General features: G+C 71.8%; 25 protein-coding genes. 10 read left to right on the forward strand and 15 right to left on the reverse strand.

Annotation, left to right across the window (positions count from 1 at the left end; genetic code table 11):
- Window positions 1-166: 166 nt before the first annotated feature.
- The gene (locus tag AC6EUL_RS17540) at window positions 167-544 is read left to right on the forward strand and encodes a response regulator (protein ID WP_347379729.1); all 378 of its coding nucleotides are present in this window, start codon (window positions 167-169) and stop codon (window positions 542-544) included.
- 42 nt (window positions 545-586) lie between these two features.
- Here the strand turns inward: AC6EUL_RS17540 and AC6EUL_RS17545 are convergent, their stop codons facing one another.
- The 3 genes from AC6EUL_RS17545 to AC6EUL_RS17555 are packed head-to-tail and all read right to left on the reverse strand — an operon-like array spanning window position 587 to window position 5,175.
- Window positions 587-3,055 (reverse strand): branched-chain amino acid ABC transporter ATP-binding protein/permease, encoded by a 2,469-nt coding sequence (locus AC6EUL_RS17545; RefSeq protein WP_499871618.1) that lies wholly within the window; start codon window positions 3,053-3,055, stop codon window positions 587-589.
- Window positions 3,056-3,059: 4 nt separating this feature from the next.
- Window positions 3,060-3,929: a branched-chain amino acid ABC transporter permease gene (locus AC6EUL_RS17550; protein WP_499871621.1), complete on the reverse strand. Its 870-nt coding sequence runs from the start codon at window positions 3,927-3,929 to the stop codon at window positions 3,060-3,062.
- Between the two features lie 13 nt (window positions 3,930-3,942).
- A complete protein-coding gene (locus AC6EUL_RS17555; protein ID WP_499871622.1) occupies window positions 3,943-5,175 on the reverse strand; it encodes an ABC transporter substrate-binding protein in 1,233 nt (410 codons plus the stop codon).
- Window positions 5,176-5,365: 190 nt separating this feature from the next.
- Here AC6EUL_RS17555 and AC6EUL_RS17560 point away from each other — a divergent pair, with 190 nt between their 5' ends.
- Window positions 5,366-5,767, forward strand: coding sequence for a nuclear transport factor 2 family protein (locus tag AC6EUL_RS17560; protein ID WP_056213332.1), 402 nt, complete (start codon window positions 5,366-5,368; stop codon window positions 5,765-5,767).
- 113 nt (window positions 5,768-5,880) lie between these two features.
- Here AC6EUL_RS17560 and AC6EUL_RS17565 read toward each other — a convergent pair whose 3' ends face one another.
- Window positions 5,881-6,594, reverse strand: coding sequence for a GntR family transcriptional regulator (locus AC6EUL_RS17565; protein WP_499871623.1), 714 nt, complete (start codon window positions 6,592-6,594; stop codon window positions 5,881-5,883).
- A gap of 124 nt (window positions 6,595-6,718) precedes the next feature.
- Window positions 6,719-7,672 (reverse strand): DMT family transporter, encoded by a 954-nt coding sequence (locus AC6EUL_RS17570; protein WP_499871624.1) that lies wholly within the window; start codon window positions 7,670-7,672, stop codon window positions 6,719-6,721.
- A 142-nt stretch (window positions 7,673-7,814) separates the two neighbouring features.
- Here AC6EUL_RS17570 and AC6EUL_RS17575 point away from each other — a divergent pair, with 142 nt between their 5' ends.
- Complete coding sequence (locus AC6EUL_RS17575) at window positions 7,815-8,303, forward strand: Lrp/AsnC family transcriptional regulator (RefSeq protein WP_499871625.1); 489 nt, start codon at window positions 7,815-7,817, stop codon at window positions 8,301-8,303.
- Window positions 8,304-8,488: 185 nt separating this feature from the next.
- Here AC6EUL_RS17575 and AC6EUL_RS17580 read toward each other — a convergent pair whose 3' ends face one another.
- Entirely contained in the window at window positions 8,489-8,626 is a 138-nt protein-coding gene (locus tag AC6EUL_RS17580; protein ID WP_499871626.1) for a hypothetical protein, read from the reverse strand.
- A gap of 476 nt (window positions 8,627-9,102) precedes the next feature.
- Between AC6EUL_RS17580 and AC6EUL_RS17585 the strand changes: the two genes are divergently transcribed.
- Window positions 9,103-9,459 (forward strand): hypothetical protein, encoded by a 357-nt coding sequence (locus tag AC6EUL_RS17585; protein WP_056496950.1) that lies wholly within the window; start codon window positions 9,103-9,105, stop codon window positions 9,457-9,459.
- A 15-nt stretch (window positions 9,460-9,474) separates the two neighbouring features.
- Here the strand turns inward: AC6EUL_RS17585 and AC6EUL_RS17590 are convergent, their stop codons facing one another.
- Both AC6EUL_RS17590 and AC6EUL_RS17595 read right to left on the reverse strand, forming a co-directional pair.
- Complete coding sequence (locus tag AC6EUL_RS17590) at window positions 9,475-10,344, reverse strand: NAD(P)-dependent oxidoreductase (RefSeq protein WP_499871686.1); 870 nt, start codon at window positions 10,342-10,344, stop codon at window positions 9,475-9,477.
- A 42-nt stretch (window positions 10,345-10,386) separates the two neighbouring features.
- On the reverse strand, window positions 10,387-11,406 hold the full coding sequence (locus tag AC6EUL_RS17595; protein ID WP_056349575.1) for an alpha/beta fold hydrolase: 1,020 nt from the start codon (window positions 11,404-11,406) through the stop codon (window positions 10,387-10,389).
- A 315-nt stretch (window positions 11,407-11,721) separates the two neighbouring features.
- Between AC6EUL_RS17595 and AC6EUL_RS17600 the strand changes: the two genes are divergently transcribed.
- From AC6EUL_RS17600 to AC6EUL_RS17610, 3 genes are all read left to right on the forward strand, one after another.
- Window positions 11,722-13,050, forward strand: a complete 1,329-nt coding sequence (locus AC6EUL_RS17600) for an MFS transporter (protein ID WP_499871688.1) — start codon at window positions 11,722-11,724, stop codon at window positions 13,048-13,050.
- A 74-nt stretch (window positions 13,051-13,124) separates the two neighbouring features.
- Window positions 13,125-13,937 carry an SDR family NAD(P)-dependent oxidoreductase gene (locus AC6EUL_RS17605; protein ID WP_056379918.1) on the forward strand — a complete coding sequence of 271 codons (813 nt, stop codon included), beginning with the start codon at window positions 13,125-13,127 and terminating at the stop codon, window positions 13,935-13,937.
- Window positions 13,938-14,029: 92 nt separating this feature from the next.
- Window positions 14,030-15,058, forward strand: coding sequence for a matrixin family metalloprotease (locus AC6EUL_RS17610; protein ID WP_499871628.1), 1,029 nt, complete (start codon window positions 14,030-14,032; stop codon window positions 15,056-15,058).
- 53 nt (window positions 15,059-15,111) lie between these two features.
- On the opposite strand, the gene phoB is transcribed toward AC6EUL_RS17610, so the two are convergent.
- The 6 genes from phoB to pstS all read right to left on the reverse strand — a co-directional run bounded on the left by phoB (window position 15,112) and on the right by pstS (window position 20,690).
- Entirely contained in the window at window positions 15,112-15,816 is a 705-nt protein-coding gene (phoB, locus tag AC6EUL_RS17615) for a phosphate regulon transcriptional regulator PhoB (protein ID WP_056213308.1), read from the reverse strand.
- A gap of 30 nt (window positions 15,817-15,846) precedes the next feature.
- A complete protein-coding gene (gene phoU, locus AC6EUL_RS17620; protein ID WP_056213306.1) occupies window positions 15,847-16,572 on the reverse strand; it encodes a phosphate signaling complex protein PhoU in 726 nt (241 codons plus the stop codon).
- A gap of 85 nt (window positions 16,573-16,657) precedes the next feature.
- Entirely contained in the window at window positions 16,658-17,476 is an 819-nt protein-coding gene (gene pstB / locus AC6EUL_RS17625; RefSeq protein WP_499871631.1) for a phosphate ABC transporter ATP-binding protein PstB, read from the reverse strand.
- 52 nt (window positions 17,477-17,528) lie between these two features.
- Window positions 17,529-18,419, reverse strand: a complete 891-nt coding sequence (gene pstA, locus AC6EUL_RS17630; RefSeq protein ID WP_056213301.1) for a phosphate ABC transporter permease PstA — start codon at window positions 18,417-18,419, stop codon at window positions 17,529-17,531.
- Window positions 18,420-18,452: 33 nt separating this feature from the next.
- On the reverse strand, window positions 18,453-19,427 hold the full coding sequence (gene pstC / locus AC6EUL_RS17635) for a phosphate ABC transporter permease subunit PstC (protein WP_056213299.1): 975 nt from the start codon (window positions 19,425-19,427) through the stop codon (window positions 18,453-18,455).
- Window positions 19,428-19,652: 225 nt separating this feature from the next.
- On the reverse strand, window positions 19,653-20,690 hold the full coding sequence (pstS, locus tag AC6EUL_RS17640) for a phosphate ABC transporter substrate-binding protein PstS (protein ID WP_499871637.1): 1,038 nt from the start codon (window positions 20,688-20,690) through the stop codon (window positions 19,653-19,655).
- A 339-nt stretch (window positions 20,691-21,029) separates the two neighbouring features.
- On the opposite strand from pstS, the gene AC6EUL_RS17645 reads away from it, so the two are divergent.
- Entirely contained in the window at window positions 21,030-21,917 is an 888-nt protein-coding gene (locus AC6EUL_RS17645) for an HpcH/HpaI aldolase/citrate lyase family protein (RefSeq protein WP_056379916.1), read from the forward strand.
- Window positions 21,914-22,405, forward strand: a complete 492-nt coding sequence (gene dut / locus AC6EUL_RS17650) for a dUTP diphosphatase (protein ID WP_056213292.1) — start codon at window positions 21,914-21,916, stop codon at window positions 22,403-22,405. Before AC6EUL_RS17645 ends, dut begins: the two co-directional genes overlap by 4 nt.
- Window positions 22,406-22,415: 10 nt before the next feature.
- Here the strand turns inward: dut and AC6EUL_RS17655 are convergent, their stop codons facing one another.
- A complete protein-coding gene (locus AC6EUL_RS17655) occupies window positions 22,416-22,622 on the reverse strand; it encodes a DUF3606 domain-containing protein (RefSeq protein WP_056213289.1) in 207 nt (68 codons plus the stop codon).
- Between the two features lie 178 nt (window positions 22,623-22,800).
- Between AC6EUL_RS17655 and motA the strand changes: the two genes are divergently transcribed.
- A complete protein-coding gene (gene motA / locus AC6EUL_RS17660) occupies window positions 22,801-23,673 on the forward strand; it encodes a flagellar motor stator protein MotA (RefSeq protein WP_056213286.1) in 873 nt (290 codons plus the stop codon).
- Window position 23,674 lies beyond the last annotated feature (1 nt).

Genomic DNA, 23,674 nt, shown 5'->3' on the forward strand with positions numbered 1-23,674 from the left:
TGGCTTGCGGACGCTTCGACCCTCTTGGCCCCCCCTCCGAAGCCCGATCCATCAGGCGCGCCAGCCGTGGCGATCCAGACCCATGCTCCCGCCAATCTGAACTTTTGTCCGTCCCCTCGGCTTGATGGCCATGCCTCACCCCCCGAACGCGCCGTATGCCCTCGTCGTGGACGACGATTTCCTCGTTCGGATGGATGCGGAAACGATCTTGGAGGATGCTGGCTTCCACGCCCTGTCGGCAGCAAATGGCGTTGAAGCGATCAAGCTGCTTGAGGACCACGCAGACCTGATCGTGCTGCTGTTCACCGATGTGGAGATGCCGGGCGGCCCCGATGGCTTCGAGTTGGCACGAACGACCGCGAGGCGCTGGCCCGACATCTCGATCGTCGTTGCATCCGGCGGCGTCAAACCGGGGGTGGGGGATCTTCCCGAGGGGGCTGTCTTCCTGGGCAAGCCCTTCAGCGCTCAGATCGTTCACGACCACCTCGACATGATCCTGCCGGACGGTCAGAAACCCGAGCCTCTGAAAGCACGCAAGCGCTAGAAGGGGCGCTGGCCGCGGCCACCGGTCGGACCGGCCGCCCTGTCAGGCGGCGCCGAGATAGGCGGCCTCCAGGCCGGCATCGGCGCTGAGTTCGGCGGCGGTGCCGGCGGTGACGACGCGGCCCTGCTCCAGCACGTAGCCGCGATCGGCCACCGTCAGGGCCAGGGCCGCCATCTGGTCGACGATCAGGATGGTGACGCCCTGGTCGCGCAGGTCCGCCACCACGGCGTAGAGGGCGTTGATCATCGCCGGGGCCAGGCCGAGGGAGGGCTCGTCGAGGAGCAGGATGCGCGGCTGCGCCATCATCCCGCGGGCGATCGCCAGCATCTGCTGCTCGCCCCCCGAGAGCAGGCCCGCCCGGCTCGTCGCCCGGTCGCGCAGGCGGGGAAAGCGGGTGAGCAGCGCCTCGATCTCGGCCGGGTCGATGGGCGCCTTGCGGCCATGGGCCCCGAGGCGGATGTTCTCGATCACGGTCAATTCGGGAAACACCTGCCGGCCCTCCGGCACCAGGGCGAGGCCGAGGCGGGCGATGGTGTGGGCGGGCAGCTGCGCGATGGCCCGGTCCTCCAGCACGATCCCGCCGGAGACCGGCCGGAGCAGGCCGGCGAGGGCCCGCAGGGTCGTCGACTTGCCGGCGCCGTTGGCGCCGAGCAGCGCCACGGTCTCGCCGGGGCGGACCTCGAGGGCGACGCGGTCGAGGACCGGGGCGGCGCCGTAGCCGGCGGTGAGGCCCTGGGTGGAGAGCACCGCGTCGGCCGGCGGCTTCCAGGCGACGGCGCGGGGCCGGGCCGGCGTGTCGGCCCCGCCCAGATAGGCGCGGATCACCGCCGGGTCGTGCCGGATCGCGGCCGGCGTCCCGTGGGCGATCGGACGCCCGGCATCCATGACCAGGATCGCGTCGGAGACGCCCATCACCAGGGGCATGTCGTGCTCGACCAGCACCACGGCGATGCCCTGCCCGGCGATCCGGCGCAGGAGACCGCCCAGGGCGTCGGTGTCGGCCCGGGTCAGGCCGGCGGCGGGCTCGTCGAGGAGGAGGATGCGCGGCCGGCCGGCGAGCGCCCGGGCGATCTCCACCAGGCGGCGGTCCACATGGGGCAGCTCCCCGGCGGGCCGGTCGAGGTCGCCCGCGTAGCCCACGAAGTCCAGCAGGGACGCGGCGGCAACGCGGTCGCCCTTGCCGGAGGGGCGCCAGAGGCGGCCCGGCTCGAAGGCCAGGGCGACGTTGTCGAGGACGCCGAGCGAGCCGAACAGGCGCGTGGTCTGGTAGGTGCGGGCGATGCCGGCCCGGGCGATGGCGTGGGCCGGGGCCCCGGCGAGGTCCCGGTCCCCTAAGCGGATCGCCCCGGCCTGCGGCCGGTAGAAGCCCGAGATCATGTTGAGCACCGTGGTCTTGCCGGCGCCGTTGGGGCCGATCAGGCTCGTCACCGCCCCGGCCTCGGCCCGGACCGAGACGCCCTCGGCCGCGCGGATGCCGCCGAAGCGGATGCCGATGCCCTCGACCACCAGGGGCTCGCCCCCGCGCTGCCCGATGAGCCGGGCGAAATCCAGCGCCGGCGGCCGGGCGCCGGTGCGGGGCCGCGGCAGCAGCCGGGCCGCGCTGCCGACGATCCCCGCGGGCACCAGCCAGAGCACCACCAGGGTGGCGAGGCCGAAGAACAGCAGCCGGTACTCGGCGAGCCCCGCCAGGGTCTCGGGCAGGAGCACGGTGACGAGGGCGCCGAAGAGCGGCCCGAGCACGGTGCCGGCCCCGCCGACCACCACGGAGAGCACGAACAGGATCGACTGCGAGAACGGGAACGAGCTCGGGGCGATGAACAGCATCAGGGGCGGCAGCACCGCCCCGGCGAGGCCCGTCAGCGCCGCCGAGATCGCGAAGGCGAGTGTCTTCACCCGCACCGGGTCGAAGCCCAGGGAGGCGGCCGCCACGTCGGCGTCGCGCACCGCCCGCATCGCCCGCCCGAGGCGGCTGCGGGCGAGGCGATGGAAGCTGTAGAGGGCGAGGCCCGCGCCCAGCACGGCGAGGAGGGCCAGCTCGCGCTCGGCGAAGGGGGTGCCGAACAGGCTCGGCCCGGCGGTGACCACGAGGCCGTTCTGGCCGCCGGTGAGTGCCCCGCCCTCGATCAGGGCGTGCTCGATGATGAAGCCGAACGCGATGGTGACCATGGCGAGGTAGGGGCCCTTCACCCGCATGGCCGGCACCGCGAGCCCCGCTCCGACCAGGCCCGAGAGCAGGCCGGCCGCCGGCAGCGCGAGCCAGAAGCTCAGCCCGGCTCCGGAGAGGATCGCGCTGGCATAGGCGCCGATGGCGTAGAAGCCGGCATGGCCGAAGGAGATCAGCCCGGTCAGCCCGAGGAGGACGTTGAGCCCCGTTCCGGCGACCGTGGTCAGGGCCACCAGGGCGATGACGAAGTGGCTGTAGCCGCCGGTCAGCCCCACCAGGGCCAGCCCCGCCAGGGTCAGGGCCAGGATCGTGAGAGGCATCGCGGCGGGGGCGCGCAGGCGGTGCATCGGCTCAGACCTTGTTGATGGCGGCGCGGCCGAGGAGCCCGTCGGGGCGCAGCGCCAGGGCCAGGATGATCACCGAGAAGACCACGAGCTGGGTGTAGGTGGAGCCGAGGGTCGCGGTGACGCCGGCCTCGACGAGGCCGTAGAGCAGGCCCGCCAGCACCACGCCGGTGGCCGAGCCGATGCCGCCCAGGATCGCCACGGCGAAGGCCTTGATCCCGAACAGCGCCCCCATCTCGGCCGAGACCGAGAACAGCGGCGCGATGAGGAGGCCGGCGGCCCCGGCCAGCAGCGCCGAGAGCGCGAAGGCGCAGGCCACCGTGCGCCGGACGTCGATGCCCATCAGCCGCGCGGCCTCGGCGTTCTGCGCCACCGCCAGGAGCACCCGGCCGAGGTCGGTGCGGCGGAACAGGGTCCGGATCGCCACCGCCACCGAGAGGCCGACCACCGGGATGAGGAGCTGGAGCGGATAGAGGCCGGTGCCGAGGATCTCCACCGGCTTCACCGCCAGGGACGAGGGCAGGCTGCGCGGCTCCTTGCCGAAGGTGAACAGCATCGCGTTGTCGAGGACGATGCCGCCCGCCACGGTGGCGAGGAGCCAGGCCTCCGAGCCCTTCTCGACGAAGGGCCGCACCAGCAGCCGCTCCACCGCGACCCCGAGGAGCGCGCAGCCGAGCAGCGCCCCGAGGATCGCCGCCGGCATCGGCCAGCCCAGCGTCACCGCCAGGGTGTAGCCCAGCACCGCCCCGAGGGTGACGGCGCTGCCCTGCGCGAAGTTCACCGTGCCCGAGACCGCGTAGGTGACGTGGAAGCCGAGCGCCACGAGCCCGTACATGCTGCCGAGGCCGAGGCCGGTGATGAGCGTTCCCGTGAGCATCGGCCCCGTCCCTTTAGTTCGTAACGGCGACGATCTCGCCGTTCTGGAAGCGGGTGAAGACGTAGTCCTGCGGCCCGAGGGCGTCGTGCTGGCCCGGCGCGAAGGGCGTGTCGTAGGTCTTGATCAGGCCCGGATAGGTCGCGACCTTGTAGAAGCCGTCCCGCACCTCCGGTCCCTTGGTCGAGCCGGCGGCCTGGATCGCCAGGGCGAGCAGGTGGGTGGCGTCGTAGGCGTTGGCGATGCCCACCGCCGGGGTGACGTCGGCCATCGTCTTGATCGCCGGATACTTCGCCTTGAGGGCGTCGAGGACCGCGAGGGCCTTCGGGCTGGTGTTGCCCGCGAAGGTGAAGGTCTGGATGAAGTGGACTCTTGCCGCGCTCGGCCCGGCGAGCTCGTCGAAGCGCCCGCCGGCCGGGCCCCAGTGCGAGACCACCGGCACGCTCCAGCCCATCCGGTCGAGGGACTTCACCACCTGGGCCGAGGGCCCGACATTGCCGACGAGGAACAGGGTGTCGGCGCCGGCCTCCCGCAGGCGGGTGAGCTGGGGCACCATGTCGAGGTCGGCGGCCTCGTACTTCTCGATGCCGGCGGCCGGCAGGTCGGCGGCCTTCAGCGCCGCGGTCAGGCCCTGCTGGTTCGACTCGCCCCAGGCGTTGTTGACCAGGATCATCCCGGGCTTCTTCGCGCGATGGGTCTTCACCGCGTAGGCGACCAGGGCCTCGTCCACCAGGGCGTCCACGGCCGAGACCCGGAAGGCGTAGTTGTCGGCCGCCCCGTTGCGGGTGATCCCGGTGCCGGCGGCCCAGGGCCCGAGGAAGGGCACCTTCATCTGGTTGGCGATGGGCACCAGCGCCATCGAGACCGGCGTGTCGAGGCCGCCGACCAGCGCCACCACGCCGACCCGCTGGATCAGCTCGCGGGCGGCGAGCACGCCCTTCGACGGGTTGGCCTCGTCGTCCCGCGCCACCAGCTCCAGAGGCCGCCCGAGCACGCCGCCGCGGGCGTTGACCTCGTCGATGGCGAGCCCGATGCCGCGGGAGATCGCCTCGCCGGATTTCGCCGACTGCCCGCTCAGCGCCGTGACGAGGCCGATCCGGATCGGCTCCGCGGCCCGGGCCGCGCCGGCGGCGGAGAGCCCGAGGACGAGGCAGGCGCCCAGAGCGCCGCAGGCCCCCAGGGCGAGGCGGCGGGTCAGGGGCGTCGATCGGCCGGACAGGGGTCGGCTGGACAGGGGTCGGCGGGGCATGGGGTCTCTCCGGCGGCTGCGTCTTGCCCCACCCCGCAACCCCCATGCCAGCCGCTTCGGCCTTGAATTTGCAAGGGGATTCTCGCCAGACCCCGCTCAGTGCCTGCGGATGCGCCAAAGTGCATACACTTGTTGCATGCACTTTGGCGGCGTTTGCGGCAGGGAGGGGCGTGTCCCCGGAGGCCCGACCATGACCGACACCACCGCCCGCGACGCGGCCAACGTCACCGCCTATCTCGAAGCCTCGATGGTGCCCGACCCCGAGCGGGCGGCGACCTACATGGCGCCGGGCATCACCATCGTGTTCACGGGCGGGCGCACCTTCGGGCATCCCCGCGAGGTCACGGCCTTCAACGCCGGGCGCTACGCCTGGGTGAAGAAGCGGATGGAGCGCCTCGACGTGGTGCCGGGGGACGGCGTCACCACGGTCTACAGCCTCGGCACGCTCTACGGCGCATGGCCGGACGGGACGCCGTTCGAGGGCAACCGCTACGTCGACCGCTTCACGGTGCGGGACGGCCTGATCGTGACCATGGAGGTCTGGAACGACAGCGCCGAGCGCCTCCTCAGCCGGCACGACCTGAACACCTGATCCGGGCTCCGCGTGATCGAAGCGGTGCCCGGATCGGCAAGCCGGCGCGGCGCGTGCGCGAAGCCCGTATCCGCCATCCCGAACGGATCAGACGGATTGGGTCCGCGGGACCCTCATCCGCCCACGGGCTCGATGTAGGGCGCGAGCAGGCGGCCGAGGTCGCGCTCGCGCGGCGGGGCGGCGACGATGCGCGCCCGCTCGGCCACCGCGTCGAGGTGGTGGTCCATCAGCGCCACGGCCCGCGCGGGGTCGCCCGCAATCAGGGCGGCGGCGAGGGCGCGGTGCTCAGCGACCCCGCATTCGGCGGAATGCGGCCGGCTGTAGAGCGAGAGCACCAGGGCGCAGCGGTAGCCGAGCTCGGCCACGTAGCGCTCCAGCACCGGGCTGCCGGTCATCCGGGCGAGCAGCAGGTGGAACTCGGTGGCGAGGCGGATCGAGGCGCCGTCGGCCCCGCCCTGCGCCGCCTCCTCCCGGGCGATGTGCGCGTGGAGCGCCGCCTGCTGCGCGGGCGTCAGCTGCCCGGCGAGGCGCGCGACCACAAGGCGCTCCAGGCTGATGCGCACGTCGAAGGTGTCGCGCGCCTCCGCCCAGCTCGGAGTCGCCACCACGGCGATGCGGTTGCGCCGCAGTTCCACCAGCCCCTCCCCCGCCAGTTGCCCGAGGGCCTGGCGGGCGATGGTACGGCTGACGCCGAAGCGCTCGCCCAGCGCATCTTCGGGCAGGCGGTCGCCGGGCATGATCGCCCGCTCGACGATCGCCCGGCGCAGGGAGCGGCAGATCGAGCCCACCCGGTCCCGGCTCTCCACCCGCGTCTCGTCGTCCTGCATGTCGCGTCGATCCATCCCGTGCCCGTCGCGGCTCCGGAAGCACGAGTGGGACCAGATCCGGCCCCCTGCCTCCGGCCGAGGGGCCGCGCGGGCGAGGGTCCGGGATGGACTCGACCGATCCGGGTCAGGCGCGGCGCGCATCCTGCGCCGCTGTGACCAGGGCGGCGGCGAGACAGCCGAGGCCGACGAGCAGGGCAGGGCCGAGGCGCTCGCCCAGCAGCAGGGCGGAGGACAGGAGGCCCACCGCCGGAACCCCGAGGGTGGCGTTCGCCATGGTGAAGCTGTCGATGCGCCGGCCGATCGTCGCGAAGATCACGAAGCAGAGCGACGTCGCCACAGGCCCGATGAAGACCAGGAGCCCGACGAGGCGTGGCGACCACGCGACGGCGAGCGGCCCCTCCACCGCGAAGGCGGCGACGGCGAGCGGGACCGCCGCCAGCAGCATCTGCCAGGGCGCGAGGTCGAGGGGATGCGCGCGCCAGCGGTGGCGGCGGACATGCAGGATGACCCCGGCCCAGCAGAGGGCGCAGACGAGCAGCAGGCCGTTGCCGAGGAGCACGTCGGGATCGGTCCAATCCATGCCCATCGGCGAGCAAACCACGGCGACGCCCACGAGGCCGAGCAGGATCGCGACGCCCTGCCGGCGCGACGGGCGCTCGCGCAGCACCAAGCCGGCGCCGAGCAGGACCCAGATCGGCGTCGTGTAGGCCAGCAGCGCCGCCCGGCCCGCATCGGTGTGGCGCATCGCGATCAGGCCGAGGGCCGTGAAGGCCATCATCTGCAGGAGCCCGACGCTGGCGAGCACCGGCCAGTCGGCCCGGGGCGGCCAGCGCAGGCGGCCGGCGAGGCCGAGGAGCCCGAACAGGACCGCCCCGGCGCTGGAAAAGCGCAGGGCCGCGAGCCAGAGGGGCGGCGCGGCGTCGAGGCAGAGCTTCATCGCCGGCCAGCTCAGGCCCCAGAGCAGCACCATCAGGCCGAGCCAGGCCCCCGTCGGAACCCGGATGCGGGGATGGGCCGGCGCCAAGGGTGGCGAGACCAAGGGTGGCGAGACCAAGGGTGGGGAGAAGGAATTGACCATGAGGGGGTCCGCGGACAGATCGCGGACGAGGCCGCGGCCCAGGATGTTTATGTCCCGCTCGACGGTATGTTCGTCCCGATTTTCCGGTTAGACCGGTACAATCGGCAAAACATGCCGCATTCATCCGGTTTGGGGACAGATCATGCCGCCGCGGTCGATCATGCTGGATGACGCCTCCCTGCGCATCCTCGAACGCCTGCAACGGGACAGCGAGATCAGCGTCGCCGAGCTGGCCCAGGAGGTCGGGCTCTCGACCTCGCCGTGCTGGCGCCGGGTCAACGACCTGAAGGCCAGCGGCGTCATCCAGCGCTCCGTCGCGGTGGCCGATCCGATCGCCCTCGGGCTGGCGGTCAACGTCTTCGTCCACGTCACGCTGGAGAAACAGACCCAGACCGCGCTCACGGCCTTCGACGCGGCGGTGCGCCACCGTCCCGAGGTGATGGAGTGCTACCTGATGAGCGGCGAGGCCGATTACATGCTGCGCGTCGTGGTGGAGGATCTGGGCCAGTTCCAGAAGCTCGTGCTCGATTACCTCACCCGAATTCCCGGCGTCGCGAGCATCCGCTCCAGCTTCGCCCTGGGACAGGTGAAGTACACGACCGCCCTGCCCCTCGGCCATCTTCGGCGCTGAGGGGCCCTCTGGCTGCGGAGCCTGCTCACGGAGCATCCGGAGTTGCGCACCAGCGTCCTGCGCAATCGGTCCATGGGGCCCGCCATCGACCCGATCCTGCAGGGCGCGGACGCGCCGCAGGGGCATTCCGCGTTCGACGAGGCCTTCCGGACGTTCCAGAACGGACGCCTCGACGACGTGATCGGTCACGCCGACATCGCGGCCTCCTCCGCCCGGGCGCTGGGCGAGCCCCGGCCCTGGATCGGGTGGCCCATGACCAAGAATCCGGCCCCGCGCTTCAGCCGGGTGTTGGGCGCGCGCACGCCCTGGGGGCGGGCCGTCATCGACCGGATCGACGCGATCCTGCCGGACGTCCGCGCGACGGAGGCGTTCCGGGAGATCGTCGAAGCGTGGTCCGCACCGGAGGACCGCGCCACGCTGCGGGCCGTCTCCGGTGCGTCCTTCCCGTCGAGCGCCTGGCCAGCACCGGTCTGCTCACCGGCCTCGACAACCGGCGGCGCCCCGACGGCGCGCTGGACGCCCCTGCCCGTCGTTGGCGCCCGGACCTGTTCCTGCGGGATCGCGGCCCTCCGGGCGGGCGAGTCCGGCGACAGGCTCGTGACCCGGGCCGATGCCGCGCTCTCCCGCCGAAAGCACAGGGGCCGGACCCCGGTCACCCCGGAGGGGGACGCGATTTTCGCCCGTGGCGCGGCTTGGGCCCCCGAGGCGTGGCGCGGTGCTGCGTCAGAGCGGGCGACGAACGGGCGAGGCCATGGCGCGTTGCCTCCCCACAGGTCCGCCCCCGGACACGGAGCCCCCCATGACCTTACGATCCGAAACACCCCCGTCCCCGGGCAACCTCGCGGTCGCGACGCCGCCCGAATCCGACCGGCCCACCACCGCCATGCTGAAGGCGGACATCGACAGCGGCCGGACCGGGGACAAGATCGCCCAGTACGACCCCGGCCTGTCGCAGCTCGGCACCGACGACGAGGCGGCCGGCAACGCCCCCTCGCATGCCCGCGTGGCGCTCGCCCGGAAGACCGAGGCCGCGCCGCCGAAGGCGCGGGAGGCCGCGAGGCAAGAGACCGGCGGCGGCTGGGTCATGCCGCTGTTCATCGGCCTCGCCGCCCTGGTGCCGGTGGTGGTCGGCGTGTCGCTCTTCGTCTTCCGCTGAAGGCGGAAACCGCCCTCAGGCCGTCCGGCCCCGCCGGCGGGCGACCTCGGCGAGGGCCGCGAGGTCCTTCTCGGCGTCGCCGTGGCCCATCGCCTCGATGAGGTTGTCGCGCAGCACGCTGGCGAAGGGCATCGGCACCCCGGCGGCCCCGGCCGCGGAGAGCGCCAGGCCGACATCCTTGGCGCCGAGCTTGAGGTTGAACCCCGGCGGCTCGTAGCGCCGGGCCGCGATGAGCGCGCCGTAGTTCTTGTAGACGGGGGAAGCGAACAGGGTGTTCGTCAGGAGGTCGAGGAGGTCGGCCCCCGTCACCCCGTGGCCCTCGGCCAGGGCGGACGCCTCGCCCATGGCCTCGATCGCCGCGATCAGCATGAAGTTGCCCGCGAGCTTGACCGCGTTGGCCCGGTGCGGCTCGGGCCCGAAGCCCCAGGTCCGGGCGCCCAGGGCGTCGAGGAGCGGCCCGGCCCGGTCGATGGCCGCCGGTTCGCCCGCCGCCACGATGTTCAGGGCGCCGGCCTCGGCGACGTCCGGACGTCCGAAGACCGGAGCGGCGATGTAGGGCACGCCGGCGCGGGCGTGGATGGCGGCGAGCTCCTGCGCCAGGGCCACCGAGATCGTGCTCATCGAGAGATGCAGGCCCGGGCGCGCGGCGCCGTCGAGGAGTCCCCCCTCCACGATCACCGCCCGCAGGGCCGCGTCGTCGGCCAGCATGGTGATGGCCGCATCCCCGGCGAAAGCCTCGGCGGCGCTCGCCACCGGGACCACCCCGTCGAGCCCGTCGGCCGCGCCGGCCGAGCGGTTCCAGACCCGGACCCTGTGCCCGGCCCGGACCAGGCTCGCCGCCATGCCGCGGCCCATCCGTCCGAGGCCGATCACGCCGACATCCATGCGCACGCTCATGTCGTCTCTCCCGTCGTGGTGGCCCGGCGCTCAGTGGCCGTCGAGGAATTCGAGAGTCAGGCTGTTGAACTGGTCCGTCGCCTCCATGTGGACGAGGTGCCCGATGCCGGGCAGCACCACGGCGCGGCCGTTCGGCATCCGGCCGGCCAGCGTCCGCGCGTGCTCGGCATTGCGCCCCATCCCGGCCCGGAGGGCTTCCGGCGCGAAGGGCTTGCCGGGGGCGTTGTGGTCGTTCTCGCCCATGATGAAGAGGGTCGGGACCGGGAGCAGCGGGATCTCGTGCACCACCGGCTGCCCCCAGATCGCCTGGTAGGCATTGACGAAGGACTGCAGCCAGCGCGGATACTCGCCCGAGCCCTTCACCCGCTCGCGCAGCGCCACGAAGGGTTCGATGGCGGAGGCCGGCAGCGACAGGGCGTAGTTCGTCATCAGCTGGCGGCGGTAGGACTCCGCCGTGGCGTCGCCCTCCAGGCGCAGCAGGGTGGCGTCGGAGACCGGCGGCACCGTGAACCGGTAATCCTCCAGGCCGATCGGCGCTTCGAGGACGAGGCTGTTGACCCGGGTCGGGGCATTGCGCGCGAGGCGCACCGCCAGCATCCCCCCCATGGAATGGGCCACCACGTCGACCCGGGCCAGGCCGAGGGAGTCGAGCAGCGCCACGGTGTCGGCCGCCATGGCGTCGAAGGTGTAGGGCCCCACGGGCTTGGCCGACTTGCCGAAGCCGAGCTGGTCCGGGGCCAGCACCCGGTAGCCCGCGCGGGTCAGGGCCTGGATCACCGGCTGCCAGTAGCTCGACGGGAAGTTGCGCCCATGCAGCAGCAGGACGGTCCGGCCGTTGGCCTGTCCCTCCGCGGGCACGTCCATGTAGGCGAGGCGCTGGCGCTCGCCGTCGCGCATCCGCTCGAGATAGAAGACCGGGTACGGGTAGGCGAAGCCCTCCAGGGCGATGCCGAGGGGCGCCGTGTCGTTGGCGGTCGGCTGGGCGGCGGCGGGCGCCACGGACAGCAGGGCCGCCAGCAGCAGGGCGGAGAGTTTGAGGAGCGCGTCCATGTGGGGTCCCGGCAACGGCGCGCAATCCTACGCACCGGGCTGACATAGCGCAGGTTCCGCACCAGCGTCGCCCGATCCCGGTGACAAACGACACGCCGCGTTTCCCCGGCCCTTGCGGTTTCCGGCCCGGCGTCCCAGGGCTCGGCCATGACCACCGACGTTCCCGGCCCGGATCCGCGCGGCCGACCTTCCTCCCCGGACCGGACGACGTCCCGGGATCAGGATCCCTCCCAGGGTCAAGATCTCCCGCACCAGGATCTCCCGCCCCGGACACCGCCCGAGCCCGGACTGGACGGCATTCCGGTGCGCGAACGCATGCTGGCGCTCCTCGCGATCAGCCTTGCCATGACCATGGCGGTCCTCGACGGCGCCATCGTCAACGTCGCCCTGCCGGTGATGGCCAAGGACCTCGGGGTCGAGCCCTCCGCGGCGATCTTCGTGACCAACAGCTTCCAGATCGCGGTGACGGCCGCCCTGCTGCCCCTGGCCGCCCTGGGCGACATCCTGGGCTATCGCCGGATCTACCTCGCCGGTCTCGCCGTGTTCACGGCGGCGTCCGTCGCCTGCGCCTTCGCCCCCAGCTTCGAAGCCCTGGTGGCCGCGCGGATCGCGCAGGGGCTCGGGGCGGCCGGCATCATGAGCGTGAACACCGCCCTGGTGCGCTTCATCTACCCGCAGCGGATGATCGGGCGCGGCGTCGGCAACATCGCCCTGGTGGTGGCCATGGCCTCCGCCGCCGGTCCGACGGTGGCGGCCGCCATCCTGTCGGTGGCGAGCTGGCCCTGGCTGTTCCTGGTCAACCTGCCGGTGGGGCTGATCGCCCTGACGGTGGGGGCCCGCACCCTCCCGGCGACGCCCCGGAACGGCGGGCGCTTCGACCTCCGCAGCGCCCTCCTCAACGCCGTGACCTTCGGGCTCCTCATCATCGGGGTCGACGGCCTCGGCGACCCGGCGACCCGGGGCGTGGCGCTGGCCGAGATCGGGGCGGCCCTGGCGATCGGCGCGGTGTTCGTCCGGACCCAGACCCGGCTGGCGCGCCCGCTCCTGCCCGTCGACCTCCTGCGGATCCCCGCCTTCGCCCTGTCGATGGCGAGCTCGGTCGCCTCCTTCGCGGCCCAGATGATGGCCTACGTCGCCCTGCCCTTCTACTTCCAGGACGTGCTGCACCTCTCCGAGACCCAGACCGGCTTCCTGATGACGCCGTGGCCCCTGGCCATCGCCCTGATGGCCCCGATCTCGGGGCGCCTCGCCGACCGCTACGCCCCGGGGCTGCTCGGCGGCCTCGGCCTCGCCCTGATGGCCACCGGCCTGACGGCGACGGCCCTCCTCCCCGCGGGCGCGTCGCATCCCGACATCGCCTGGCGCCTGACCCTGTGCGGCCTCGGCTTCGGGTTGTTCCAGTCGCCCAACAACAAGGTCATCATCACCAGCGCCCCGCGGGACCGCAGCGGCGGGGCGAGCGGGATGCAGTCCACCGCCCGCCTCACCGGACAATCCTTCGGCGCGGCCCTGGTGGCGGTGATCTTCGGCCTGCACCAGGGCGGCCCGCCGGCCGGGCCGGTGACCGCGACCCTGTGGTGCGCCGTCGCGCTGGCGAGCCTCGGGGCGGTGACCAGCGTCCTGCGGCGCCAGCCCCGCGCCTGACGCATCCGCCGCGATCGCACCAGGGCCCGACCTGCGCGTTGACCCGGATCAGTGCCTCTCCGAAGGACGATCCCATGAACCTCGACCTGTCCGGCAAGCGCGCCCTCGTCAGCGGCTCCACCAGCGGCATCGGCTACGCCATCGCCAAGGCCCTGGGCGAACTCGGCGCCAACGTGGCGATCAACGGGCGGACGCAGGACCGCGTCCGCGACGCCGTCGACCGCCTGAAGCGCGAGACCGGCCGTGCCGGCTTCATCGGGGCGCCCGGGGACGTCGCCAGTCCGGACGGGGCGGCCCGCGTGGTCGCCGGCCTGCCGGACGTCGACATCCTGGTGAACAACACCGGCATCTTCGAGCCGAAGCCGTTCTTCGAGATCCCGGACGAGGACTGGCAGCGGTTCTTCGAGACCAACGTGATGAGCGGCGTGCGCCTGGCGCGGGCCTACACCCCCGGCATGGTCGCGCGCGGCTGGGGCCGGGTGGTCTTCATCTCCAGCGAATCCGGCGTGAACATCCCGGTGGAGATGGTCCATTACGGGATGACGAAGACCGCCCAGCTCGCCGTGGCCCGGGGGCTCGCCGAGACCGTGTCGGGCAGCGGCGTCACCGTGAACAGCGTGCTGCCGGGGCCGACCCTGTCCGAGGGGGTCGCCGATTTCATGAAGAGCATGGCGCAGGGGCAGGACGGCGGAACCGGGGGCGCCGTCGACCTCGACGCCGCCGGCCGCGCCTTCGTGGCCGAGCACCGCCCGACCTCGCTGATCGGCCGCCTCGCCACCGTCGAGGAGGTCGCCAGCATGGTCGCCTACATCTGCAGCCCGGCCGCCAGCGCCACCAGCGGGGCGGCGCTGCGCGTCGATGGCGGCGTGGTGCGCAGCATCGTGTGAGGACGCGCCGCCCCGACGCGTTGCGGCCGGTCCGGTAAGGATTTCGCAACCTCTGCCGCCGACCCTGGCCCGAACGCACGGGAGGGCGGCCGATGGGGGATTATGCGCTGGAAGGTCCGCGCTGGGGAACGGGCGCGGCAGGCACGGGCGGCGGCACCGTCACCTGGGCCGTCGACGGCACGATCCCCACCGGCTTCGTGAGCCTCCTCCAGGCCGCCTTCGCCACCTGGGCCGCCGCCGCCGACATCGCCTTCCAGCAGGTGGCCGCGACGGCCAACGCCCAGATCGACTTCACCCTCGGGGGGATCGACGGGCTCGGCAAGACCCTGGGCTACGCCACCTATTCCTACAGCGGCCAGCGCATGCAGTCCGCGGAGGTGACCTTCGACAGCGGCGAGGGCTGGCACGCCTCCGGCGCCCGCATCGTCGGCACCCAGAACGTGGATTTCTCCCTGGTGGCGCTGCACGAGATCGGCCACGCGCTCGGCCTCGACCATTACGACGCCAAGCCCGAGGTGATGAACGCCATCCTCGACAGGGGCATCACGACCCTGGCGGCCGGCGACATCGCCGGGATCCAGGCCCTGTACGGTGCGCCGCCCGCCCCGGTGGTGGCCGCGGCGGCACAGACGAGCCCGGTCGCCGGCACCGCCGTCACGGCGGTCTATCGGTTCTACGACACCCATACGGGGGATCACTTCTACACCACGAGCACGGCCGAGAAGGCGCAGATCGAAAAGACGCTGCCGTGGTTCACCTACGAGGGCACCCCGTGGGCGGCCCCGGCCCAGGGCGCCGACACGGTGGACGTGTTCCGGTTCTTCGACACGGCCTCGAACGCCCACTTCTTCACGACGAGCGTCGCCGAGCGGGACCAGGTCCTCAAGACGGCGCCGACCTACACGTACGAGGGCGTGGCCTTCGAGGCCTACGCGGATGCGGGCGCCCCCGGCGGCCTGACCCTGGAGCGCTTCTACAACACCCAGACCGGCCAGCATCACTTCGCCGGCAGTGCCGAGGAAGCCAACGGCATCAACCACGGCGCCGCCGGTCCGGGCTGGGTCGACGAGGGCAAGGCCTTCACCGTCCACCTGCCCACCGATGCGATGATCTTCGCCTAGGCGGCGGGCCCGGCTATCCGCCTGACGGCTGGGCCGGCGCGCCTCGGGATCGGCTACTCGGCCTCGGCCTCGAACATCTCGTCGAAGGAGTAGCCCGAGCCGCGGACCGTGCGGATCGGGTCGCTCTGGCGCGGGCGGTTCAGGGCCTTGCGCAGGCGCCCGACATGGACGTCGACCGTGCGCTCGTCGATGTAGACGTCGTGGCCCCAGACGCCGTCGAGGAGCTGCTCGCGCGAGAACACCCGGCCGGGGCTCTGCATCAGGAATTCGAGGAGCTTGAACTCGGTCGGCCCGAGATGGATCTCGCGGCCTTCCCGGCGGATGCGGTGGCTGACCCGGTCGAGCTCGATGTCGCCGGCCACCAGCAGGTTGGCGACGTGGGCCGGCTTGGCCCGGCGCAGCAGGGCGCGGACCCGGGCGAGGAGCTCCGGCACCGAGAACGGCTTCACGATGTAGTCGTCGGCGCCCGTTCCGAGGCCCCGGATGCGGTCGCCCTCCTCGCCCCGCGCCGTGAGCATGATGACCGGCAGCCGCTCGGTCTCGCGCCGGGCGCGGATGCGGCGGCAGAGCTCGATCCCCGACAGGGCCGGCAGCATCCAGTCGAGCAGGACGAGGTCGGGCACCTGCTCCTGCAGGCGCAGGTCCGCCTCGTCGCCGCGGGCGGCCGAGTCGACGATGAACCCCTCGGCCTCGAGGTTGTAGCGGAGGAGGAGGGTCAGGGCCTCCTCGTCCTCGACGATCAGGATACGCGTACTCATCGTGCGCTTTCGATCAGACCGGCACGGGGGTCAGGCCGCGCCGGGCATGTCCACGGTGGCGTAGTTGGACGCGTCGTTCTTCGGGCGCTCGCGCTCGGCCAGGAGGTTCTCGCCGGTGACGAGGTAGTGGATCGTCTCGGCGATGTTGGTGGTGTGGTCGCCGATGCGCTCGATGTTCTTGGCCACGAACAGGAGATGCGTGCAGAACGAGATGTTGCGCGGGTCCTCCATCATGTAGGTCAGGAGCTCGCGGAACAGGGAATTGTAGAGGGCATCGATGGCGTCGTCGCGCTCCCAGACGTCGAGGGCCGCCTTGGTGTCGCGGCTGGCATAGGCGTCGAGGACGTCCTTGAGCTGCTCCTGCACCAGGTCGCTCATGTGCTGGACGCCGATGACGATCTTCTGCGGCTGGATCTGGTCGGCGATCGCCACGACGCGCTTGGCGACGTTCTTGGCGAGGTCGCCGATGCGTTCGAGATCGTTCGACACGCGGATCGCCGTCACGGTCTCGCGCAGGTCGATGGCCAGGGGCTGGCGCCGGGCGATGAGCAGGATCGCCCGCTCCTCGATCTCGCGCTGGAGGGTGTCGAGGCGGGCGTCGGCGGCGATCACCGCCTGGGCCAGGGGCGCGTCCCGGCGCACCAGGGCCTCGCCGGCCTCGGTCATCATCTTCTCGGCGATGCCGCCCATCTCGGAGATCGAGCGGCGCAGGTCCTCGAGGTCCGTATCGTAGGATTTGACGATGTGGTCGGGCATGGGGTTCGCTCCTCGATCGGGCCCGCCTGTCGGGGCCCGCCCTGGCGGTGATGGGGGACGCGGGCCGAGACCGGCCGGCGGAGGATCAGCCGAAGCGGCCGGTGATGTAGTCCTGCGTCTGGCGCTTTTCCGGATTCATGAAGATGCGCGTGGTGGGCCCGAACTCCACCAGTTCGCCGAGATACATGAAGGCGGTGAACTGCGAGATGCGCGCCGCCTGCTGCATGTTGTGCGTGACGATGACGATGGTGAATTCCGAACGCAGCTGCTCGATCAGCTCCTCGATGCGGCCCGTCGAGATCGGGTCGAGGGCCGAGGTCGGCTCGTCGAACAGGATCACCTCGGGGCGCTGGGCCACCGTGCGGGCGATGCAGAGGCGCTGCTGCTGGCCGCCCGAGAGGCCCATGCCGGATTGCCTGAGCTTGTCCTTCACCTCGTCCCAGAGGGCGGCCTTGCGCAGGGATTCCTCGACGCGCATGTCGAGGTCGGCCTTGGGCAGCTTCTCGTAGAGGCGCAGGCCGAAGGCGACGTTGTCGTAGATCGACATCGGGAACGGGGTCGGCTTCTGGAATACCATGCCGATGCGCGAGCGCAGCTCGTTCAGGTCGACCCCGGAATCCAGGACGTTCTGGCCGTCGAGGAGGATCTCCCCTTCCGCGCGCTGGTCCGGATACAGGCTGTAGATCCGGTTGAAGGTGCGCAGCAGGGTGGACTTCCCGCAGCCCGACGGGCCGATCAGCGCCGTGACCTGGCGGTCGTGGAAGTTGAGGTTGACCGACTTCAGGCCGTGGAAGCTGCCGTAGTAGAAATTCAGGTCCTTGACGGCGATGCGGACCGGTGAGGACTCGTCGGCCTTGTGGCGTCCGGTGAGCTGCGCGGACGTGATCCCGGGGGCGGCGTTCATCGGTTCAAGATCCTATCGGGCGAAGCGGCGGGGACAGGCGGCGCGCGGGTGGTCAGCGCGACCGCTCGGTCTTGATGACGAAGCGGGCCACGATCGACAGGGCGAGGATCGTGACGGTGATGAGGAGGGCGCCGGCCCAGGCGAGCTGCTGCCAGTTCGGATAGGGCGAGAGGGCGAACTGGTAGATCATCACGGGCAGGTTCGGCACGCCGCCCATCAGGTTGGGGGCGAACCAGCTGTTGTTGTTGAGCGCGGTGAAGAGCAGCGGCGCGGTCTCGCCGGCGATGCGGGCCAGGGCCAGGATGATGCCGGTGACGATGCCGGCGCTGGCGCCGCGCCAGGTGATGCTCCGGATGACGATGGAGGGCGGGGCGCCCAGCGCGGCGCCGGCCTCGCGCAGGGTCGAGGGCACGAGGCGCAGCATGTCCTCGGTGGTGCGCACGATCACCGGGGTGGCGATGATGGCCAGCGCCACCGCGCCGGCCCAGCCGGAATAGGAGCCCATGGGGCGCACCATCAGCGTGTAGACGAACAGGCCTATGAGGATCGAGGGCGCCGAGAGCAGGATGTCGTTGAGGAAGCGGATGACGTCGGCGATCTTCGAGTTGCGGCCGTACTCGGCCAGGAACGTCCCCGCCATCACGCCGACGGGCGTCGCCACCAGGATGGCCAGGAGGGTCATCACCAGGCTGCCGAGGATCGCGTTGGCGATGCCGCCGCCCTCGGAACCGGGCCCCGGCGTCGGGGCGGTGAAGAGGGTCGGCGAGACGCCCTTGATGCCCTCGACCACCAGCATGAACAGGATCGAGCCGAGCACGACGATGCCCACCAGCGTGGCGATCGTGCTCGCCAGGATCAGGATCCGGTCGGCGACCCGGCGGCCGGGCCGGACCCGGCTGATCCGGGCCGGGGCGGCGGTGGTGAGGGGGTTCGCGGCGTCCATGATGCGGCTCCTGACGACTCGGTGAGGCTGGCCTCAGGCGACCTTCGCGCGGCGGGTGAGGAGGCGCGCGACGATCAGGACGAAGAAGGTGATGACGAAGAGGATGCAGCCGAGGGCCATCAGGGCGTTCAGCTGCATGCCGTCGGCCTCGTTGAACTCGTTGGCGATGCGCGAGGCGATGGTGGAGCCCGGGTCGAAGACCGAGCCCGAGAGGCGGTTGGCGTTGCCGATGACGAAGGTCACCGCCATGGTCTCGCCGAGCGCCCGGCCGAGGCCCAGCATGATGGCCCCGATGATGGAGACCGAGGCCTGGGGCACCAGCACGTGGCGCACCACCTCCCAGGTGGTGCAGCCGATGCCGTAGGCGCTCTCCCGCAGCACCGTCGGGATCTGGTCGAGCATGTCGCGGGTGATCGAGGCCACGAAGGGCACGATCATGATGGCCAGGATGATGCCCGCGGTGAGGATGCCGACGCCCGAGGGGACGCGGGCATAGAACAGGGTGCCGACGATCGGCATGCCCTCGACGAGGTTCGACACCGGCACCTGCACGAAGCGGGCGAAGAGCGGGGCGAACACGAACAGGCCCCACATGCCGTAGATGATGCTCGGCACCGAGGCGAGGAGCTCGATGGTCATCGAGACGGGCTTGCGGGCCCAGCCGGGGCAGAGCTGCGTCAGGTAGACGGCGATGCCGAGCGAGAGCGGCACGCCGATCAGCAGGGCGAGGACGGCCGAGGCCAGGGTCCCGACGATGGCCACGAGGCCGCCGTACTGCTCCTGCCCGATGTTCCAGACGCTGGAGGTGATGAAGCCGAGGCCGAATTCCTGGAAGGCCGGCCAGGCGCCGTACGCGATGGAGGCCAGGATGCCGGCCAGAAACAGGAGCACCAGGATCGCCGCGCCGTAGGAGGCAGCGCGGAACAGGCTGTCGCCGAGGCCGCCGGGCGTCTTGCGGGCCGCGGCGCGGCCCCGCGTCAGGGCGATCTGGTCAGTCAAGGCGGCCATCCGAATGTCTTCTCTTCACCGGGCGGCGTCCTACCCTGCGCCGGTCGTCGGCGCGAGGGGGGATCACCGGATCGTTGCCAAGGGGTGGCGATAGGGGGTGGCGAAGGGGGAGCCCGGCATCGCGACGCCGGGCCCGTCGGTCGCGGTCACGGGGGCACGGCGGCTCGCCCCCTGGCCCCGCGGGCGGAGCGCCCGCGAGGTTCGGCTTCCCGGGTGAGGACGGGCCTACATGTTGAAGACGGGTTTGCCGTCCTTGCCCTTGATCTCCTTCCACGCGTCGTGGATCTGGCTGACGACGGTGTCGGGCAGCGGCACGTAGTCGAGGTCGACGGCGAGCTTGTCACCGTTCTTGTAGGCCCAGTCGAAGAACTTCAGCACTTCGGCGGTGCGGGCCGCGTCGGCCGGATCCTTGTGGACCAGGATGAAGGTGGCGGCGGTGATCGGCCAGGCGCCCTCGCCGCCCTCGTTGGTCAGCGAGATGCCGAAGCCGGGGGCGGCTTTCCAGTCGGCGCTGGCGGCGGCGGCCTGGAAGGCCTTGTCGTCGGGCTGCGGGAACTTGCCGGCCTTGTTCTGGATCAGGGCGTAGCTCAGCTTGTTCTGCTTGGCGTAGGCCGACTCGACGTAGCCGATGGCGTTCGGGACCTGCTTGACGGTGGCGGTGACGCCCTCGTTGCCCTTGCCGCCCTGGCCCACCGGCCAGCTGATCGTGGTGGCCGCGCCGTACTCCTTCTTCCAGGGCTCGGAGACCTGGGAGAGGTAGGTGGTGAAGATGTTGGTCGTGCCCGAGGCATCGGACCGGTAGACCGGGGTGATGTTGGCGTCGGGGAGCTTCAGCCCCTCGTTCAGCTTGGCGATCTTGGAGTCCGACCACTTGGCGATCTTGCCGGCGTAGATCTCGGCGATGACCTCCCCGGTGAGCTTCAGCTTGCCCGGCTCGACACCCGGGATATTCACCACGGTGACCACGCCGCCCATGACGGTCGGGAACTGGACGAGGCCGTCCTTCTCCAGGGCGGGGCCCTTCAGCGGCGCGTCGGTGGCGCCGAAATCGACGGTCTTGGCCTGGATCTGCTTGATGCCGCCGCCCGAGCCGATGGACTGGTAGTTCAGTCCGAGGCCGCTCTCCTTGCGATAGGCTTCGGCCCACTTGGAGTAGACCGGGAACGGGAAGGTGGCGCCGGCGCCGGTGATCTCGGCCGCCTGAGCGGGGGCGAGAGTGGCGAGGCCGAGGCCCACGAGGGCGGCGAGGGTCGTGAATTTCATCTGTGGTCTCCTTGAGGAGCGCGCATCGGCCCGGGCGCGGCGCCCGTGAGCCGTTGTGCACCGCGCCATACGGTCGGTTGGGCTAAGGCGGTATGACGATTGCGCGACAGTTCGATGACACGGGCCCCGGACAGGGGCGGACCGGCCGCGGCCGACGCGCTTTTCCGGGGAGGACGGGCCGGCGCTCGGTCCGCGCCGCCGCCTTGAATCGGGATTCGCGGGAGGCTATCGCCGGGGCCGAGGGCGAGTCGCTGCCGGTCGAGGCCTCGACCGGAACGGCGCGCCGCCGGGTGCGGACGTGCGGCGCCCGATTCCCGACCGTGCCTCGAGGGATGCGCCATGACCGAGATCCGCCCGCGCCGCAGCGTCCTGGCCATGCCGGGGTCGAATCAGCGCCTGCTCGTGAAGGCCCGCACCCTCCCCACCGACGTGGTGATGATCGACCTCGAGGACGGGGTGGCCCCCGAGACCCGCGCCGCGACGCGCGAGGCCGTGGCCCGCGCCGTGGCCGAGGGCGGCTTCGGCCCGCGCGAGGTGGTGGTGCGGATCAACGCCCTCGACACGCCCGACGGCGCGGACGACCTCGCCGCCATCGCGCCGGCCGGGCCGGACGCGATCGTGGTGCCGAAGGTGACGGGGGCCGACGCCCTGGTGGCGGTGGGCTCGCGCCTGCGCCGCCTCGGCGCCCCGGACCGGACCCGGACCTGGGCCATGATCGAGAGCCCGATGGCGATCCTGCACCTCGCCGAGATCGCCAGCTCGGCTCGGGACGTCGACACCCGGCTCGCCTGCCTCATGGTGGGGCCGAACGATCTGGCCAAGGCCAGCCGGCTGCGCCTCGGCGTGCCGGGCCGCCCCGCCCTGATGCCCTGGCTGATGAGCGTGATCGCGGCCGCGCGCGCCTACGAGATCGACGTCATCGACGGCATCTACAACGCGTTTCGCGATGCGCCCGGTTTCGCGGCCGAGTGCGCACAGGGCCGCGATTGCGGCTTCGACGGCAAGATGCTGATCCATCCCGACCAGATCGCCCCGGCCAACGCCGCCTTCGGCCCCGACGAGGCCGAGATCGCCTGGGCCCGGCGCATCCTCGCCGCCTTCGCCGAACCGGAGAACCGCACCCGCGGCGTCATCGGCCTCGACGGCCAGATGGTGGAGCGCCTGCACGCGGCCGAAGCCGCCCGCACCGTGGCCCTGGCCGACGCCATCGCGGCCCGGACGGCGTGAGCGCGGCCCTCGCCGTCGAGATCCGCCTCCTGGACGGCCGCCTCTCCGGCTGGGGCTTCCCGCGCTGGGGTTCGGCGGCCGCCGCGGGCCTCGACCTGCATGCCTGCCTCGACGCGCCGCTGGCGCTGGCGCCCCAGGGGCCGCCGGCCCTGATTCCGGCGGGCTTCAGCCTGGCCATCGGCGACCCGGGCTGGTGCGGCCTCGTCTTTCCGCGCTCCGGCCTCGGCCATCGCGAGGGCCTCGTCCTCGGCAACGGCACCGGCGTGATCGACGCCGATTACGAGGGGCCGCTGATGATCTCGGCCTGGAACCGCAATCCCGGCGGGACCGACCTGCGCATCGAGCCCGGCGACCGCATCGCCCAGCTCGTCTTCACCCGCGTGACCCGGCCGGCGCTCACGCTCCGCGACGCCTCGGACGCGGTGCCGCCCTCCGGGGAGGCCGGTGCGCGGGGCACCGGCGGGTTCGGTTCGACCGGGCGGCGCTAGGGCGCGCGCCTCAGACGATGCCGCTGCCCGCGAAGGGCCAGGGCCGGCCGAGTTCAGCGGCGACCTTCGCGGGCTCGTGGCCGACCGCGGCGACGGCGGCCTCGACGTCCTCGCGCGGCACCTCGAAGCGGCGGGCCCAGTAGGCCAGGGTCCAGGGCTCCGAGACGTTGACGGTGGCGGGCTCGTGGTCGTTGTCGGGGGTCGCGCTGCTGCTCATGGCGTGTCTCGCTGCTGTATCGGGTTCCTCCCTAACGCGCGGCCGGGCCGCCGGTGCGTTTTCGCGCGCACCGTCCATCAGGCCCCGCCCCTCCAGCCCCTCCCATCCAGCCCCGCGCAAGCCATCCTGCGTAGGTCCACTGCACCGGATTCTCCATCCCTATCGGAGGCGTTGAGCCTTGGGCGTTCTGATCGGCCTCGTCATCGCAATCGGCTGCATGCTCGGCGGCTTCGTCGCCATGGGCGGCCACCTCGTCGTGCTCTGGCAGCCCTGGGAGTTCGTCATCATCGGCGGCATGGGCGCCGGCACCTTCGTCATGGCCAACCCGATGAAGACGGTGGTCGATACGGGCAAGGCCAGCCTCGACGCGCTCACGGGCAAGGTGCCCAAGCGCAAGGACTACCTCGCGCTCCTCGGCCTGATGCACGCCCTGATCCGCGAGCTGAAGACCAAGCCCCGCAACGAGGTCGAGCCGCATCTCGACGACCCGGCCAATTCCGAGATCTTCAAGGCCTACCCGGACGTGGCCAAGAACGCCGACCTCGTGCTGTTCATCTGCGACTATGCCCGCCTGATCCTGATCGGCAACGCCCGCGCCCACGAGATCGAGGCGCTGATGGACGAGGAGATCAGCGGCTACCGCAAGGACCGCCTCAAGCCCTACGGCGCCGTGACCACGGTGGCCGAGGCGATGCCGGCGCTGGGCATCGTGGCGGCGGTGCTCGGCATCGTCAAGGCGATGGGCGCCCTCGACCAGTCGCCGCAGATCCTCGGCGGCCTCATCGGCGCCGCACTCGTGGGGACATTCTTCGGGGTGTTCATGTCCTACGGCGTGCTGGCCCCCTTCGCGATCAAGATCAAGACCATCCGCGAGAAGCAGAACCACGTCTACATCATCGTGAAGCAGAGCCTGATCGCCCACATGAGCGGAGCGGTGCCGCAGATCGCCGTCGAGCACGGGCGCAAGGGCATCTCGCTCGGCGATCGTCCCACCATCGACGAGGTCGAGAACGCCACCGTCACCGGCGGCGCCCAGCGGGAGGCCGCCTGAG

This window comes from Methylobacterium sp. 001424705 (genome assembly GCF_059816145.1).

Bases quoted from the DNA above. Each gene is read 5' to 3' on its own strand.
- AC6EUL_RS17545 (WP_499871618.1), bottom strand. From the start codon at position 3,055: ATGCACCGCCTGCGCGCCCCCGCCGCGATGCCTCTCACGATCCTGGCC.
- AC6EUL_RS17565 (WP_499871623.1), bottom strand. From the start codon at position 6,594: ATGCAGGACGACGAGACGCGGGTGGAGAGCCGGGACCGGGTGGGCTCG.
- AC6EUL_RS17595 (WP_056349575.1), bottom strand. From the start codon at position 11,406: ATGGACGCGCTCCTCAAACTCTCCGCCCTGCTGCTGGCGGCCCTGCTG.
- AC6EUL_RS17550 (WP_499871621.1), bottom strand. From the start codon at position 3,929: ATGCTCACGGGAACGCTCATCACCGGCCTCGGCCTCGGCAGCATGTAC.
- AC6EUL_RS17600 (WP_499871688.1), top strand. From the start codon at position 11,722: ATGCTGGCGCTCCTCGCGATCAGCCTTGCCATGACCATGGCGGTCCTC.
- AC6EUL_RS17560 (WP_056213332.1), top strand. From the start codon at position 5,366: ATGACCGACACCACCGCCCGCGACGCGGCCAACGTCACCGCCTATCTC.
- AC6EUL_RS17605 (WP_056379918.1), top strand. From the start codon at position 13,125: ATGAACCTCGACCTGTCCGGCAAGCGCGCCCTCGTCAGCGGCTCCACC.
- AC6EUL_RS17555 (WP_499871622.1), bottom strand. From the start codon at position 5,175: ATGCCCCGCCGACCCCTGTCCAGCCGACCCCTGTCCGGCCGATCGACG.
- phoU (WP_056213306.1), bottom strand. From the start codon at position 16,572: ATGCCCGACCACATCGTCAAATCCTACGATACGGACCTCGAGGACCTG.
- pstA (WP_056213301.1), bottom strand. From the start codon at position 18,419: ATGGACGCCGCGAACCCCCTCACCACCGCCGCCCCGGCCCGGATCAGC.
- AC6EUL_RS17570 (WP_499871624.1), bottom strand. From the start codon at position 7,672: ATGGTCAATTCCTTCTCCCCACCCTTGGTCTCGCCACCCTTGGTCTCG.
- AC6EUL_RS17610 (WP_499871628.1), top strand. From the start codon at position 14,030: ATGGGGGATTATGCGCTGGAAGGTCCGCGCTGGGGAACGGGCGCGGCA.
- pstB (WP_499871631.1), bottom strand. From the start codon at position 17,476: ATGAACGCCGCCCCCGGGATCACGTCCGCGCAGCTCACCGGACGCCAC.
- phoB (WP_056213308.1), bottom strand. From the start codon at position 15,816: ATGAGTACGCGTATCCTGATCGTCGAGGACGAGGAGGCCCTGACCCTC.
- AC6EUL_RS17655 (WP_056213289.1), bottom strand. From the start codon at position 22,622: ATGAGCAGCAGCGCGACCCCCGACAACGACCACGAGCCCGCCACCGTC.
- AC6EUL_RS17645 (WP_056379916.1), top strand. From the start codon at position 21,030: ATGACCGAGATCCGCCCGCGCCGCAGCGTCCTGGCCATGCCGGGGTCG.
- AC6EUL_RS17575 (WP_499871625.1), top strand. From the start codon at position 7,815: ATGCCGCCGCGGTCGATCATGCTGGATGACGCCTCCCTGCGCATCCTC.
- AC6EUL_RS17585 (WP_056496950.1), top strand. From the start codon at position 9,103: ATGACCTTACGATCCGAAACACCCCCGTCCCCGGGCAACCTCGCGGTC.
- AC6EUL_RS17580 (WP_499871626.1), bottom strand. From the start codon at position 8,626: ATGACGGCCCGCCCCCAGGGCGTGCGCGCGCCCAACACCCGGCTGAAG.
- pstC (WP_056213299.1), bottom strand. From the start codon at position 19,427: ATGGCCGCCTTGACTGACCAGATCGCCCTGACGCGGGGCCGCGCCGCG.
- AC6EUL_RS17590 (WP_499871686.1), bottom strand. From the start codon at position 10,344: ATGGATGTCGGCGTGATCGGCCTCGGACGGATGGGCCGCGGCATGGCG.
- pstS (WP_499871637.1), bottom strand. From the start codon at position 20,690: ATGAAATTCACGACCCTCGCCGCCCTCGTGGGCCTCGGCCTCGCCACT.